The organism is Serratia sp. JKS000199 (genome assembly GCF_900215455.1).
Classification (GTDB): domain Bacteria; phylum Pseudomonadota; class Gammaproteobacteria; order Enterobacterales; family Enterobacteriaceae; genus Serratia; species Serratia ureilytica.
Map to the genome: position 1 here is coordinate 1,929,408 of NZ_LT907843.1, position 15,537 is coordinate 1,944,944.

The window sequence follows — 15,537 nt, forward strand, 5'->3', positions numbered from 1 at the left end:
CGTCATTGGAAAAAAAACTCGGTCTTACCGCGCTAACCGCTTTGGTGCTCAGCTCGATGCTGGGCGCCGGCGTGTTCAGTCTGCCGCAAAACATGGCGCAGGTCGCCAGCCCCGCCGCGCTGCTGCTGGGTTGGGGGATCACCGGCGTCGGCATTCTGTTTTTGGCGTTTGCCATGCTGTTGCTTACGCGTCTGCGCCCGGATCTGGACGGCGGCATCTTCACCTACGCCAAAGAGGGATTCGGCGAGCTGATGGGCTTCTGCTCTGCCTGGGGTTACTGGCTGTGCGCCGTAATCGCCAACGTCTCGTATCTGGTGATCGTGTTCGCGGCATTGAGCATTTTCACCGATCGCGGCGGCAACGTTATTCTCGGTGACGGCAATACCTGGCAGGCGCTGATCGCCGAATCCGCCCTGCTGTGGATCGTGCACGCGCTGGTGCTGCGCGGCGTGCAAACCGCCGCCAGCATCAATCTTGCGGCCACTCTCGCCAAGCTGCTGCCGCTGGGGATGTTCGCCGTTCTGGCGGCGATCGCCTTTAAAATGGACGTGTTCACGCTGGACTTCCAGGGGATCGCCCTCGGCAAGCCGGTATGGGAACAGGTCAAGGACACCATGCTGATCACCCTGTGGGTGTTTATCGGCGTGGAAGGCGCCGTGGTGGTTTCCGCGCGCGCGCGCAATAAGAAGGACGTGGGCCGCGCGACCATGTTGGCGGTACTGTCGGCGCTGGCGGTGTATCTGATGGTCACCTTGCTGTCGCTGGGCGTGGTGCCGCGCAGCGAACTGGCCGACATGCGCAACCCGTCGATGGCAGTGCTGATGGTGGAACTGATTGGCCCGTGGGGAGACGTGATCATCGCCGCCGGTCTTATCATTTCCGTGTGCGGCGCCTACCTCAGCTGGACCATCATGGCGGCGGAAGTCCCCCTGCTGGCCGCACAGCACGGCGCATTTCCACGCGTGTTCGGCAAACAGAACCGCCATCACGCCCCATCGTCTTCGCTGTGGCTGACCAACATCGCGGTGCAGCTGGCGTTGGTGCTGATCTGGTTGACCGGCAGCAACTACAACTCGCTGTTGACCATCGCGTCGGAAATGATCCTGGTGCCTTACTTCCTGGTCGGCGCATTTCTGTTCAAGGTGGCTTACCGTCGCCGCGACAAGCGCCTGATCTTCGCCGCCACCGGCGCCTGCGTCTATGGTTTATGGCTGCTGTACGCTTCCGGGCTGATGCACTTGCTGATGTCGGTGCTGCTGTATGCGCCGGGCCTGTTGGTGTTCATGTACGCCCGCCGCGGCCATCAGGATATCAATCTGCTGAATCGCCTGGAAAAAGGCAGCATCTTACTGCTGCTGGTGGCCACGCTACCCGCCGGCTGGTTTATGCTGCACTAAAGTGTCCCGTCAATGCGGCTGCCCGTCAGCCGCATTTTGCTTCCTCTTTTTCCCCTGCTACCGCGTTCCCCCCCCCTTTGCACAGTCAGCCATGCGTCTCGCTTGCGATCTCAAATGCAATTAATTATCATTATCATTTATTGATTAGTGGTAAGACGCGAGTGCCCCTGGCGAGAGGCGTCAGGCGGCGGATGAAGACAGGCTGAAAATGGAAGGCATTTCATGGCTGAGAAACTGCTGCACGCATTACCTTTGTTTACCGCCTGGGAGGCGCTGATCGCCGAGGGCAACATGGCGTTTAATCAGCGGCACGATCGCCAGGCGATGGCGCGCTATCAACAGGCGCTGGAGGGGGCTCAGGCGATCATCGCCGAGAAGCCCTGGCTGAATGCGGACTATACCGCCAGATTTGAAGCGCTGAATATTTTCGAGTCTGCCCTTGCCGCGCTGATCGTCACGTTCAACAACATTACCCATCTGCGCCTGCGGCAGAAGCCTCTGCGCGGCGTCGAGCTGCATGTTCATCAGGCCCGAGTCGCTATCGAGCAACTGTTGGACGATACGTCGCTGTGCGAACAGATGCAGCAGATCGCCGAACGGCACCTGCTGCGCTTCAGGATTGAAACCCTGCACTTGCTGCGCGAACACCGGTTGCCGGAAACCAGCGTCTGCGCGCCGGCGGCCAACGCTTCCGCTACCTTGCATTAAAAGTGACACACCAATCTGAGGGCCATCTGTAATGAATGAATTGAATGACGAGATGAAGAAGATGCTGGCTAAACAGCTGCCTGTGCAGGCGACCAGCAGCCCGAACGGCGTTCCCGATATCGGCCCCAAGCGCTCTTTGCGCCTCTATGATGACCGTACGCTGATTTACAACGAAAATACCGGAGGCCAAACGCTGAAAAACATCAAGGCCGGCTCGAAAATGGCCGTTGTGGTCATCGATCGCGAGGCGCTGGACGGTTACCGCTTCGTTGGCACGCCCGAACTGTTTCTGGCGGGTAAGCCGTTTGACGATGCGTTGACGTTTGCGGAAAAAAACGGAATGAAGCCGCCGAAGTACGCGGTGTTAATTCATATAGACAGTATTTATACCCTGCGCTCCGGCCCGAATGCCGGGACCCAGCTCTAGACGCCGGCCGTCATGCGGCGTGAGACATCACGTTCATGGTTAGGCCATCGCGACGAGTCAATTGCCTAACCATGAACGGGCGGCCGGGTTGATGCCCGGTCAGCTTTTGGGAGGGATCGCGACGGTCATGCGTTCACCCACCAGAGTAATCGCAATGCCTTCCGCACACTCTTTCTGAATGGCCGCCAGTTGTTGAGCCTCCAGCGCATAAGGCAACTGAATATCAAACACCGCCAGGCCCTGCTGCTGCGCCAGGTCAATCAGGCGCACGATGTTGGTTTCATCGCTGACCTGCGTCGACACCACCTGCAGCGCCAACTCTTTTAACTGCTCTTTGCGCGTTTGCGAGGTGGTCACGCGCGATTTCAACACCATGCCGAAGATCGGCATCACACCATAAATAGCATCAACAAAGCGCCAGTGCTTCCTGCACGATGCGGACAGAAAATCCATATAGTCGAAACAGATTTTCTCACTGCGCGCGATGGATGCAAGGTGATTGCTGTTCATCCCCTCATTCCTCTCATGGCCAGTGTTAACCCGTGGTCTTTCAAGCCGCCGCCGGGGGCAACCTGAAATGCATTGGGGATCTTATATCCAGAAATGGATAATCATGCGAAGCTTTAACGACTTTCCGCCGTATGATGGCATAATTCCCCTATTGTTTGCCAGTCTGTCCAGGAGCTTTAATCAATGGAACACCACAACTCCGCCCCGGTGCTGATTACCGGCGGCGCACGGCGCATAGGGCTGGCGCTCGCCAGAGCGTTTCTCCAGCGCGGCGTTCCGGTCATCATCGCCTACCGCAGCGAATATCCGGCGATGGCCGAGTTGAAAGCCTTGGGCGCCTGCTGCATTCAGGGCGATTTTTCCACCCATGAAGGCATTTATCGTTTCGCCGATCAGGTGCGGCAGGCCGCGCCCAAGCTGCGCGCGGTGATCCACAACGCCAGCGCCTGGCAGGCGGAGTCACCGGAGGTGCCGCCGGAACAGGTCATGGCGGCGATGCTGCAAATTCACGTCTACACGCCCTATTTGCTCAATCAACTGCTCGAGTCCTGCCTGACCGGCCAGGGCCAGGCCGGCGCCGACATTATCCATCTGACCGACTATGTGGTGGAAAAAGGCAGCGACAAGCATATCGCCTACGCCGCCAGCAAAGCCGCGCTGGACAACATGACCCGGTCGTTCGCCCGCAAATTGGCGCCCGAAGTCAAAGTCAACGCCATCGCGCCGGCGCTGATCATCTTCAATCCGGGCGACGACGAAGCTTATCGTCGGCAGGCGCTGGCGAAGTCGCTGATGAAGGTCGCGCCGGGCGAGAGCGAAGTGGTCAATCTGGTGAACTACCTGCTGGAGAGCCGCTACGTCACCGGCCGCACCCACGGCGTCGACGGCGGGCGGCCGCTGCGCTGACGCAAAGATCCGCTTGGCGCAAGCTCGCGGGCCGCGCTATGCTGAAATCCGCTTTTCTTATTAAAACACGGGCATATGCATAAAATTGTTTTTGTGGAAGACGATCCTGAAGTCGGCAAACTGATCGCCGCCTATCTGGGCAAACACGATATCGAGGTGCTGATCGAACCGCGCGGCGACAGCGCGCAAGCGCGGATCGAGCGCGAGCAACCCGATCTGGTGCTGCTGGACATCATGCTGCCCGGCAAAGACGGCATGACGCTGTGCCGCGATCTGCGCCCCACCTTCCCCGGCCCGATCGTGCTGCTGACCTCGCTCGACAGCGACATGAACCATATCCTGTCGCTGGAGATGGGCGCCAACGACTATATCCTGAAAACCACGCCGCCGGCGGTGTTGCTGGCGCGCCTGCGTTTGCATCTGCGTCAACACAGCCAGCAGCCGAAAGAAGAGTCGGTTCAGCCGCTTACTCAGCATAACGCGCTGCATTTCGGGCTGCTGTGCATCGATCCGGTCAACCGTCAGGTTACGCTGGGCGAGGAAACCATCACCCTGTCCACCTCGGATTTCGATCTGCTGTGGGAGCTGGCGACCCACGCCGGGCAGATCATGGATCGCGAGGCGCTGCTGCAAAACCTGCGCGGCGTGAGCTACGACGGCATGGACCGCAGCATCGACGTGGCGATCTCCCGCCTGCGCCGCAAACTGTACGACAACGCGCTGGAGCCTTTCCGTATCAAGACGGTGCGCAACAAGGGCTATCTGTTCGCCCCTAACGCCTGGGCATCGGTGCAACAATGAGAAAACTTTTCGTCCAGTTCTTCCTGTTGCTGTTCGTCTGTTTTCTGGTGATGGCGATGCTGGTCGGCCTGGTGTACAAGGTGACAGCCGAGCGCGCCGGCCGCCAGTCGATGGACGATTTGATGAAAAGCTCGCTGTACCTGATGCGCAGCGAGCTGCGCGAAATCCCGCTGAAGGACTGGAACAAGACTATCGCCACGCTGGATCTCAATCTGTCGTTCAAGCTTCATATCGAACCGCTCGGCAAACAGGAACTGAGCGAGGATCTGAAAAAGCGGCTGCGGCTGGGTGAAATCATCGCCCTCGACGATCAGTACACCTTTATGCAACGCATTCCGCGCAGCCACTATGTGTTGGTGGTCGGCCCCATTCCTTATCTGTTCTATCTGCACCAGATGCGTCTGCTGGATCTGGTGTTGCTGGTGTTTATCGGCATGTCGCTGGCGCTGCCGGTGTTTCTGTGGATGCGGCCGCACTGGCAAGACCTGCTCAAACTGGAAAACGCCGCCCAGCGGCTCGGCGCCGGGCATCTGGATGAACGCACCCACTTCGATCCCACTTCCAGCCTGAGCCGGCTCGGCGTGGCGTTCAACCAGATGGCCGACAACGTCAACACCCTGATCGCCAGCAAGAAACAGCTGATCGACGGCATCGCCCACGAGCTGCGCACGCCGCTGGTGCGCCTGCGTTATCGGCTCGAGATGAGCGATAACCTGTCCGAAGGCGAGCAGCAGGCGCTGAACCGCGATATCGGCCAACTGGAGTCGCTGATCGACGAGCTGCTGACCTATGCCCGCCTGGATCGGCCGCAGGTTGCGCTAAACATTGAACCCATCGATCTGCCAAAGTGGCTGGAGGACAAGGTCGATGATATCCGCCTTATCCATCAGGAACGCGACATCCAGCTCGACATCCCGCACGTCGGCGACTTCGGCGGCGTCGATCTACGCCTGATGGAGCGCGTGCTCGATAACCTGGTCAACAACGCGCTGCGCTATTCCGAGCAGCGCCTGCGCGTTGGGTTGTGGTTCGACGGCGATCTCGCCTGTTTGCAGGTCGAGGACGACGGGCCGGGTATCCCGCCGGAAGAGCGCGAGCGGGTGTTCGAGCCTTTCGTTCGCCTCGATCCCAGCCGCGATCGCGCCACCGGCGGCTGCGGGCTGGGGCTGGCCATCGTCCATTCCATCGCCGTCGCCTACCAGGGACAGGTGTTCGTCGAAGGCAGTTCGCTCGGCGGCGCCAGCTTCCGTTTCTGCTGGCCGGTGAAGCCGACATTCAGTTTAAAAGCCGATCTGGCGTAATACCGCCGGACCCTTCTCATTGGAGCCGAATAATAATGAAATCTGCACCTTCCAACACATCTGCTTACGATCACCTGCGCGCGCTTTTTAGCCGGCTGTCGCGTTTCGGCCACCTGTCCGCCATCGCCGGTTGGGACATGCAAACCATGATGCCGCCGGGCGGCAGCAAGGCGCGCTCCGAAGCCCTGGCCGAATTGAGCGTGCTGCAGCACCAGATTTTAGCGGCACAAAGCACCGGCGCGCTGTTGGATCGCGCGCAGCAGGAGACGCTGGACGAGATCGACCGCGCCAACCTGCGCGAAATGCGCCGCCAGTATGAAGACGCGGTGCTGCTGCCGGCGTCGCTGGTCGAAGCCAAATCGCTGGCCGGCGCCCGCTGTGAACACGCCTGGCGCGCCCAGCGCCCGGCCAACGACTGGGATGGCTTCGCGGAGAATCTGCGCGACGTGGTCAAACTCAGCCGGGAAGAGGCGCAGATCCGCGCGCAGGCGGCCGACACCAGCCGTTACGATGCCCTGCTCAACCTGTATGAGCCGGGCATGCGCAGCAGCGATCTCGATCGCATCTTCGGCGATTTGAAAACCTGGCTGCCGGATTTGCTGCAGCGCGTGGTGGCCAAACAGGCCAATGAACCCTGCCTGGCGCCGCAGGGCCCGTTCAATGTGGACACCCAGCGCCAGCTAAGCCTGAGCGTGATGAAGCTGCTCGGTTTCAACTTCGACAACGGCCGCGTTGACGTCAGCGCCCACCCGTTCTGCGGCGGCGTGCCGGAAGATGTGCGCATCACCACGCGTTACAACGAGAAAGAGTTCCTGACCGCGCTGCTCGGGATCGTACACGAGACTGGCCACGCCCGTTACGAACAGAACCTGCCGCGCGATCTGCTCGGCCAGCCGGTCGCCCTGGCTCGCTCCACAGCCATCCACGAATCGCAGAGCCTGCTGTTCGAAATGCAGCTGGCGCGCGGCAATGAATTCCTGAAAATCTTGCGTCCGCTGGTTACCGCGCAGTTTGGCGAACAGCCGGCGCTGGAAGAAGCCAACTTCATTCGCCTCAACCAGCGGGTGAAACCGGGCCTGATCCGCGTCGACGCCGACGAGGTGAGCTATCCTGCCCACGTCATCCTGCGCTACGAAATTGAAAAAGCGCTGATCGAAGGCGAGATCGAAGTGGAGGACATTCCGGCGCTGTGGAATGAAAAGATGCACGCTTACCTGGGCCTCGATACCATCGGCAACTACCGCAACGGTTGCATGCAGGATATCCACTGGACCGACGGCGCCTTCGGCTACTTCCCGACTTATACTCTCGGCGCGATGTACGCCGCGCAGCTGTTCCACAGCGTGCGTCAGGCCCTGCCTTCGCTGAACGAGGACATCGCCGCCGGCAATCTGCAGCCGTTGTTCCACTGGTTGCAGCATAACATCTGGCGCCACGGCAGCCGTTTCCCGACCGACACGCTGATCGCCAATGCAACCGGTGAAGCGCTCAATCCGCGCTACTTCCGCCAGCATTTGGAAAACCGCTACCTGTAATCTCTCCCCGTGCGCGGCCACGGCCGCGCCCTTTTTCCCCTGCTTGACCTAATAATGCTACATAGCGCGCTTTCCTTGCCGGCAACGCCTTGGCTACAGGGTGGCGGGTTGTTACCTACCAATAGTATGTTGTAACTAATACCATAAACAGCCGCGCCCCTATCTGCCTCTCATCCCAGCGCATGACGGGCGATCATCGTCACCAATTGTGGTCTCAACGCGGCGGGCAGATCATGCCCCATGCCCGGCATAATCTGCAATCTGGCGTTGGCGACGGCCCGAGCGATCGCCACCCCGCCGGCCTTGCGCACCAGCCGATCGCGATCGCCGTGAATCACCAGCGTCGGCGCGGCGATGCGCCGACTGTAACGCCGCAGATCGCCGCTGCCGAGCAGCGCGGAAAGTTGCCGCTGCATGCCCTCCGGATCCAAGCCCCGCTTCAGCAACCGCTTCACCAGGGCATCCAGCTCCGCCTCCTCCGGCGGATAAGTCGCGGTGCCAAGCGCGCGCAGAAAGGCCTTCATCCCTTCCTGGCGCTGCTGAAGCGTCATATCGGCGGCAGGCCGGCGCACCAGCAACCACAGCAGCGAAGGCGCCGGCGGCGGTAACAGCGGTTGATTGGTGCTGGAAAACAAGATGCATAACGAGGCGACGCGCTGCGGGTATTCGGCGGCCAACACCTGGGCGATCATCCCCCCCATCGAGGCGCCAAGGACATGGGCCTGCGGAATGCGTAAATGATCGAGCAGATGCGCCGCGTCCGTCGCCATATCCGCCAGGGTATAAGGCACCGGCGTTTGCCAGCCGAGCTGGGCACGCAACATCAACAGCCACAGCGGCGTCTTGCGCTGCGCCCGCGTTTTACCGGAAAGGCCGACGTCGCGGTTGTCGTAGCGGATCACCCGAAATCCCTTGGCGACCAGAGCGCGGCAGAAATCGTCAGGCCACAGCAAAAGCTGCGCGCCGATGCCCATGATTAACAACAGCGGCGGATGCGCCTCATCGCCCCAGTCTTCATAGGCCAGCGGCACCTCACCCTGTTCCGTCACGCCACAACGAACCGTTATCTCGTTCATTTTAAATCCCTTTTATCGAGCCTGACGGTCATTATAGCAGCAATCCCTCCTGCCGCCGCCGCCCTGTACATTAGGTTACAAGCCGAAACCAATCACTCACGGAAAGCCGGACGCCGTTTGCCTACTATCATCTCAACGGCCCCGCAGTGGGGTTGATACCCAAAAGTCATGTTGAGGATTCTGCGATGAAAAAAGTATTAGCTCTGGTTGTTGCCGCTGCAATGGGTCTGTCTTCCGTGGCTTTCGCTGCCGAGGCTGCCACCACTACCGCGCCTGCGGCTACCGCAACCACCGCCACCGCTGCGCCGGCTAAAGCTCAGGTGAAACACCACGGCAAGAAAGCCCCGGTACAGAAAGCTCAGGCGGCCAAAAAGCATCACAAGAAAGCCGGCAAAAAAGCCCCGGCGCAAAAAGCCCAGGCGGCTAAAAAGCACCACAAGAAAGCCAGCCACAAAAAAGCGTAATGTCGTGAGGTTCCCCTCACCGCTTCAGGCTTGACGTGCACGACACCCGGTTCACCGGGTGTTTTTTCATCCGGGGGGTTCTCATTGATGCTGCGCCGCTACCTGTTCGAGATCATTCTGACCGCCCTGATCCTCTGTGGACTGATCGCCGTCTTTTTTTATCTGTAGCCTGTCGCCTCGCCGGCGGGAAATTATTGAAAAATCAGTTATTGCCCATCCACATGGCTGCTAAATCAGTCTATAGTTAGCATTCAGTGTGTTTATGGATGATCCGTATTTGTCAGGCAAGAGATCTATGCGCATATCCGTTTTACTGTTGCTGTGCTCACTCCCGCTCATCGCCTCCCAGGCGGCACGCGCCGACGGCCCGTCCAAGGCCGAGCAAACGCGTCTGTTTTTCGGCAAAGATGAACGAATCAAGGTCACGGATACCGCCGCCCAGCCGTGGCAAGCCATCGGCCAGGTCGAAACCGCCAGCGGCAATCTGTGTACCGCCACGCTGATCTCCCCACACCTGGCGCTGACCGCCGGCCATTGCGTGCTGGCGCCGCCGGGACAATTGGATAAAGCCGTCGCCCTGCGCTTCGTGGCGGGCGATAAATCATGGCAGTATCAAACCGACAATATTGAAACCCTGGTCGACAGCAAACTGGGCAAAAAACTGAAACCGGACGGCGACGGCTGGATCGTGCCGCCCGCCGCCGCCGCTTATGACTTTGCGCTGATCCGGCTGAAAGACAAAACGCCGCTGCCGATCGCCCCGCTGCCGCTGTGGCAAGGCGACAGCAAGGCGTTGACTCAGGCCCTGAAACAGGCCAAACGGCTGATCACCCAGGCGGGCTACCCGGAGGACCATCTGGATGACCTCTACAGCCACCAAAACTGCAAGGTGACCGGCTGGGCCCAGCAAGGGGTGCTGTCGCACCAGTGTGATACCCTGCCCGGCGACAGCGGCTCACCGCTGCTGTTGAAAACCGCCGACGGCTGGCAGCTGATCGCCATCCAGAGTTCGGCGCCGGCGGCGAAAGATCGTTACCGCGCCGATAACCGCGCTCTGGCGGTGCCCGGCATCCGCGAGGCGCTGGACGTCCTGGCGGCAGGCAAGTAGCTCTCGCAACGGCGCATCAAGCGCCGTTGCTGTTTCTCTGTTTCCTGAATTTCAACTTGCGCTGCGCCGGCCGTTTGCCGGCCGGCGCGCCTGAGCTTAGCCCGAAAGCTGTTCGATGGTTTGCAGAATGCGCTTGTCGGAGATAGGGTAAGGTGTGCCCAGCTGCTGCGCGAACAGGCTGACACGTAGTTCTTCAATCATCCAGCGCACCGCTTTCACCTCTTCCTCCTGCTGTCGCTTCGGCGGCAGCTTGTTCAGCCACTGCTGCCACGCCTGCTGCACCTGCTCCACCCGCAGCATCTGCGCGCGATCGCGGTGCGGATCGATAGCCAGTTTCTCCAATCGGCGTTCGATCGCCTGCAGGTAGCGCAGCGTGTCCGGCAGCCGTTTCCATCCATTGCCGGTGACGAAGCCGCGGTAGACCAGCCCGCCGAGCTGGGTCTTGATGTCCGACAGCGCCAGCGCCAACGACATGTCCACCCGGCCTTTCAGCCGTTTGTTGATGTTGAAGACCGCCGTCAGGATCTGTTCAACCTGCTTAGCCACCTCAACGACCGTGTCGTTCAGCTCGGCGCGGATCTGCTCCTGCAACCGTGCAAAGTCTTCCTCCTGCCAAACCGGGCCGCCGTGTTCGGCGATCAGTTTGTCGATGCCGCACGAAATGCAGTCGTCGATCAGCTCCAGCACCTTGCCGTACGGGTTGAAATAAAGCCCCAGCTTGGCCTTGTTCGGCAGCTTTTCATGCAGATATTTGATCGGCGAAGGAATATTCAACAACAGCAGGCGGCGCGTGCCCTGCCACATCGCCTGTTGCTGTTCGCTTTCGCTGTCGAACAGGCGGATCGCCACGCTGTCCTTTTCATCCACCAGCGCCGGATAGGCTTTCATCGAATAGCCGCCGCGCTTCTGCTCGTAGAACGCCGGCAATTGGCCAAAGCTCCAGACATGCAGGTTGCTCTGCTCCAGTCCGTCATCGGCCACCGCCGACAGCGTCTCCTGCACCTTCTCTTTCAACTGCAGGCGCAGGGCGGCCAGATCTTTGCCTTCGCGCAGCGTCTGGTTTTTCTCGCCCACCACGCGGAAAGTCATTTTCAGGTGATCGGGCACCTGATCCCACTGCCAGTCATCACGTGACACGGTCACGCCAGTCATGCGCCGCAGCTCGCGCTCCAGCGCGTCAAGCAGCGGCAATTCCAGCGCCGTTACGCGGCCAAGGAACGCTTCGGCGTAGTTCGGCGCCGGCACGAAGTTGCGACGCACCGGTTTCGGCAACGATTTGATCAGCGCGATCACCAGCTCACGGCGGATGCCGGGGATCTGCCATTCGAACCCCTGCTCCTCCACCTGATTGAGGATCGGCAGCGGGATGTGCACCGTCACGCCGTCGGCGTCAGTGCCTGGTTCGAACTGATAGCTCAGCCGCAGTTTGAGGTTGCCCTGATGCCAGAAGTTCGGGTAGTCGAGCGCGCTGATCTTGTTGGCGCCATCCTTGATCAGCATCTCTTTTTCGAAGTTCAGCAGGTCGGGCTGCTGTTTGGCGGCGGTCTTCCACCAGCTGTCGAAATGACGGCCGGACACCACATCGTTGGGGAGACGGCGATCGTAGAAGCCGAACAGCGTTTCGTCGTCTACCAGAATATCGCGGCGACGCGATTTATGCTCCAGCTCTTCCACTTCGGCGCGCAGCTTTTGGTTTTCGCGGAAGAAAGCATGGCGCGTCTGCCAGTCGCCCTCCACCAGCGCATGGCGGATAAACAGCTCGCGGCACAGCAGCGGATCGATGGCGCCGTAATTGACCTGGCGCGCCGCGACGATCGGCAGACCGAACAACGTGACCTTTTCGCTGGCCATCACCGCCCCCTGCGACTTCGACCAGTGCGGTTCGCTGTAGCTGTGTTTCACCAGGTGCTGAGCCAGCGGCTCGATCCATTCCGGTTCGATGCGCGCGGCGATGCGCCCCCACAGGCGGCTGGTTTCCACCAGTTCGGCCACCATGGTCCACTTCGGCGGCTTCTTGAACAGGCCGGAGCCGGGGAAGATCGAGAAGCGGGCGTTGCGCGCGCCGGTGTATTCCTGCTTGTCCGCATCCTTCTGGCCGATGTGCGACAACAGGCCGGTCAGCAGCGCGGTGTGGACGCTGCGGTAGTCGGAAGGCGCGCTGTTGATCGGCAGCCCCAGCTCTTTCACCACCTGGCGCAGCTGGGTATAGATATCCTGCCACTCGCGCACCCGCAGGTAGTTGAGGAAATCGTTGCGGCACAGCCGGCGGAACTGGCTGGAAGAGTTCGCCTTTTGCTGCTCCTGCAGATAATCCCACAGGTTGACGAACGCCAGGAAGTCCGAGTCTTTGTCGGCGAAGCGGCGGTGTTTTTCATCCGAGGCCTGCTGCTTGTCCATCGGGCGCTCACGCGGATCCTGAATCGACAGCGCGGCGGTGATGATCATCACCTCACGCACGCTGCCGCTCTTCTGCGCTTCCAGCACCATGCGCGCCAGACGCGGGTCGATCGGCAACTGCGCCAGCTGCCGGCCCTGCGGCGTCAGCTGATAGTGGCCGTTATCGGCGGTGGTGATCGCCCCCAGCTCTTCCAGCAGGCGCACGCCATCTTGAATGTTGCGTTTGTCCGGCGCCTCGACGAACGGAAACGCGGCGATGTCGCCCAGCCCCAGCGAGGTCATCTGCAGAATGACCGACGCCAGGTTGGTGCGCAGAATTTCCGGATCGGTAAACGCCGGCCGCGAGAGGAAATCCTGTTCGGAGTACAGACGGATGCACACCCCCTCCGACACGCGGCCGCAGCGCCCTTTACGCTGATTGGCGGAGGCCTGTGACACCGGCTCGATCGGCAGGCGCTGCACCTTGGTGCGGAAGCTGTAGCGGCTGATGCGCGCGGTGCCCGGATCGATGACGTATTTGATGCCCGGCACCGTCAGCGAGGTTTCCGCCACGTTGGTGGCCAGCACGATGCGGCGGCCGTGGTGCGACTGGAACACCCGGTTCTGCTCGCTGTTCGACAGGCGCGCATACAGCGGCAGCACCTCGGTGTGCGGCAAATTGAGGCGGTTCAAAGCGTCGGCGGTATCGCGGATCTCACGCTCGCCGCTCATGAAGATCAGAATGTCGCCCGGCCCTTCGCGCCCAAGCTCATCTACCGCATCGAAAATCGCCTGCAGCTGGTCGCGATCGGTATCGTCGCCGTCGTCGACCACCGGGCGGTAGCGAACCTCCACCGGGTAGGTGCGGCCGGAAACCTCGATGATCGGCGCATTGTTGAAGTGGCGCGAGAAACGCTGCGGATCGATGGTCGCCGAGGTGATGATCACCTTGAGATCCGGGCGCTTCGGCAGCAGTTCGCGCAGGTAACCGAGAATAAAGTCGATATTCAGGCTGCGCTCGTGCGCTTCATCGATGATCAGCGTGTCGTACTGCATCAGCAGGCGATCCTGCTGAATCTCCGCCAGCAAAATGCCGTCGGTCATCAGCTTGACCAGGGTGTTTTCCCCTACCTGATCGTTGAAGCGCACCTTGTAGCCCACGCTGCCGCCGAGCGGGGTTTCCAGCTCGTCGGCGATGCGGTTGGCGACGGTGCGCGCCGCCAGGCGGCGCGGCTGGGTATGGCCGATCAGCCCTTTCACCCCACGCCCCAGCTCCAGACAGATCTTCGGCAACTGGGTGGTTTTCCCCGAGCCGGTCTCCCCGGCGACGATCACCACCTGGTGGTCGCGGACAGCGTTTAAGATGTCCTGCTTTTTCTGGCTGACCGGCAGGCTTTCCGGATAGGTAATGCGCGGGCAAGACGCGGCGCGCGCCTGCACTTTTTGCCGCGCCGTCGCGATGTCGCTTTCCACTTCGGCGGCGACCGCCAGCTGGGCATCGGGATTTTTGATTTTTCGTGCGCCCTGCAGGCGACGACGCAGGCGTTGTTGATCGCGGAGCATCAGCTCGCCCAGTTGGGCCGGCAGTGCCTCGAGCGGAGATTTCACGTTCGGTGTTCCTTGTTTCATCGTGGCCAAGACCAGGCTTAGCAACGGTTTAATGTTTTTTTAGCGATTTTTTTGCTTTAGCCGCACAGCCTATCACAAACGGCTTTTTCCCCCTACTTTCGCGAGTAACGCCTCGGCAGGTTATTCAATAAAATCGAACGAAGATCTCGAAATATTGCGCTATCACTGTTGGGGGAATGTGAATAGCATGTAGTTCATGCAAGGGACGCTGAGTCCTGATGTCACTGTCACAACGTAAGGAATTATCGATGAGCAACGTATTGGTTCTGAAATCAAGCATCCTGGCGACCTACTCTCAGTCTAACCAACTGGCCGATTTCTTCGTAGAGCAATGGAGCAACGCCCACAGCGGCGACACCATCACCGTGCGCGATCTGGCCGCACAGCCAATCCCGGTGCTGGACGGCGAGCTGGTTGGCGCGCTGCGTCCTTCCGATGCTCCGTTGACTCCGCGTCAACAAGAAGCGCTGGCCCTGTCGGACGAACTGATCGCCGAGCTGCAGGCCAATGACGTCATCGTGATCGCCGCACCGATGTACAACTTCAACATCCCGACCCAGCTGAAAAACTATTTCGATCTGGTCGCCCGCGCCGGCGTGACTTTCCGTTACACCGAAAACGGTCCGGAAGGCCTGGTGAAAAACAAACGCGCCGTGATCCTGACCAGCCGCGGCGGCATTCATAAAGGCACCCCAACCGACCTGGTGGAACCTTACCTGCGTCTGTTCCTGGGCTTCATCGGCATCACCGACGTAGAGTTCGTCTTCGCGGAAGGCATCGCCTACGGTCCGGAAGTGGCGACCAAAGCACAGGAAGACGCCAAAGCGGCCCTGTCTCAGGTGGTTGCCGCGTAAGAGACTGCGCAGGGGCGTCATGCCCCTGCCGGACAAGAGGCAAGCCTTGTCAAACCTGCACTACCCTCATAATAATCATCTATCCGTATCATTCAGCGCGCCAGACGGCGCGCTTTTTTTTACTTCTTCAGCCACTGGCCGTTGATGCCGCGCACATACTCGCCGCTCTGCGCCCGCGTCACCAGCTTCTGGCCGGCCATGCGCGCCACTTCATCGACGGCGATATGGTTGCCGTCCGCCACTTCCTGATACTTCTCGGCGCGGCCGGCGTTGATGCGCTTCACCAGCGCCAAAGTTTCGGCGTCCTGCTGCACCGGCGCGATGTAGCCGCTCAGGGTTTCCCCCACCCGCCCTTGCTGCTTCGCCTCATCCAGCGTCAGCGCCATCGCCAGGCCGCTGAACAGCCAGGCGGCGCCGGCCAGCCACAAATAACGTTTTTTCATGT

14 protein-coding genes are annotated in these 15,537 nt (G+C 60.5%); 10 read left to right on the forward strand and 4 right to left on the reverse strand.

Translation table 11 applies throughout. The annotated features are described in order from the left end of the window. Positions 1-5: 5 nt before the first annotated feature. From CPH57_RS09260 to CPH57_RS09270, 3 genes are all read left to right on the forward strand, one after another. On the forward strand, positions 6-1,397 hold the full coding sequence (locus CPH57_RS09260; protein WP_033643208.1) for an amino acid permease: 1,392 nt from the start codon (positions 6-8) through the stop codon (positions 1,395-1,397). A gap of 222 nt (positions 1,398-1,619) precedes the next feature. Continuing rightward, positions 1,620-2,105 (forward strand): hypothetical protein, encoded by a 486-nt coding sequence (locus tag CPH57_RS09265; RefSeq protein ID WP_046687122.1) that lies wholly within the window; start codon positions 1,620-1,622, stop codon positions 2,103-2,105. 31 nt (positions 2,106-2,136) lie between these two features. Then, positions 2,137-2,532, forward strand: coding sequence for a pyridoxamine 5'-phosphate oxidase family protein (locus CPH57_RS09270; protein WP_033643210.1), 396 nt, complete (start codon positions 2,137-2,139; stop codon positions 2,530-2,532). A 99-nt stretch (positions 2,533-2,631) separates the two neighbouring features. Here the strand turns inward: CPH57_RS09270 and CPH57_RS09275 are convergent, their stop codons facing one another. Then, positions 2,632-3,042 carry a hypothetical protein gene (locus CPH57_RS09275; RefSeq protein WP_033643211.1) on the reverse strand — a complete coding sequence of 137 codons (411 nt, stop codon included), beginning with the start codon at positions 3,040-3,042 and terminating at the stop codon, positions 2,632-2,634. Between the two features lie 183 nt (positions 3,043-3,225). On the opposite strand from CPH57_RS09275, the gene folM reads away from it, so the two are divergent. From folM to CPH57_RS09295, 4 genes are all read left to right on the forward strand, one after another. After that, positions 3,226-3,948, forward strand: a complete 723-nt coding sequence (gene folM, locus CPH57_RS09280; protein ID WP_033643212.1) for a dihydromonapterin reductase — start codon at positions 3,226-3,228, stop codon at positions 3,946-3,948. Positions 3,949-4,023: 75 nt separating this feature from the next. Beyond that, positions 4,024-4,749 (forward strand): two-component system response regulator RstA, encoded by a 726-nt coding sequence (gene rstA / locus CPH57_RS09285; RefSeq protein ID WP_004938307.1) that lies wholly within the window; start codon positions 4,024-4,026, stop codon positions 4,747-4,749. Beyond that, a complete protein-coding gene (rstB, locus tag CPH57_RS09290) occupies positions 4,746-6,050 on the forward strand; it encodes a two-component system sensor histidine kinase RstB (protein WP_033643213.1) in 1,305 nt (434 codons plus the stop codon). The genes rstA and rstB overlap by 4 nt, the downstream gene beginning before the upstream one ends. 35 nt (positions 6,051-6,085) lie before the next feature. Next, on the forward strand, positions 6,086-7,585 hold the full coding sequence (locus CPH57_RS09295; protein WP_096242292.1) for a carboxypeptidase M32: 1,500 nt from the start codon (positions 6,086-6,088) through the stop codon (positions 7,583-7,585). Between the two features lie 170 nt (positions 7,586-7,755). Here the strand turns inward: CPH57_RS09295 and CPH57_RS09300 are convergent, their stop codons facing one another. After that, positions 7,756-8,661 (reverse strand): alpha/beta fold hydrolase, encoded by a 906-nt coding sequence (locus CPH57_RS09300; protein WP_046687124.1) that lies wholly within the window; start codon positions 8,659-8,661, stop codon positions 7,756-7,758. A 185-nt stretch (positions 8,662-8,846) separates the two neighbouring features. Between CPH57_RS09300 and asr the strand changes: the two genes are divergently transcribed. Then, positions 8,847-9,125, forward strand: coding sequence for an acid resistance repetitive basic protein Asr (asr, locus tag CPH57_RS09305; protein ID WP_033643216.1), 279 nt, complete (start codon positions 8,847-8,849; stop codon positions 9,123-9,125). Between the two features lie 295 nt (positions 9,126-9,420). Further along, positions 9,421-10,233, forward strand: a complete 813-nt coding sequence (locus CPH57_RS09310; RefSeq protein ID WP_096242293.1) for a serine protease — start codon at positions 9,421-9,423, stop codon at positions 10,231-10,233. Positions 10,234-10,329: 96 nt separating this feature from the next. On the opposite strand, the gene hrpA is transcribed toward CPH57_RS09310, so the two are convergent. Beyond that, entirely contained in the window at positions 10,330-14,217 is a 3,888-nt protein-coding gene (gene hrpA, locus CPH57_RS09315; protein ID WP_071991646.1) for an ATP-dependent RNA helicase HrpA, read from the reverse strand. Positions 14,218-14,486: 269 nt separating this feature from the next. Between hrpA and azoR the strand changes: the two genes are divergently transcribed. Continuing rightward, positions 14,487-15,092 carry an FMN-dependent NADH-azoreductase gene (gene azoR / locus CPH57_RS09320; protein WP_015377994.1) on the forward strand — a complete coding sequence of 202 codons (606 nt, stop codon included), beginning with the start codon at positions 14,487-14,489 and terminating at the stop codon, positions 15,090-15,092. Positions 15,093-15,211: 119 nt separating this feature from the next. On the opposite strand, the gene CPH57_RS09325 is transcribed toward azoR, so the two are convergent. Further along, the gene (locus CPH57_RS09325) at positions 15,212-15,535 is read right to left on the reverse strand and encodes a YdbL family protein (protein WP_033643218.1); all 324 of its coding nucleotides are present in this window, start codon (positions 15,533-15,535) and stop codon (positions 15,212-15,214) included. Positions 15,536-15,537: the final 2 nt, after the last annotated feature.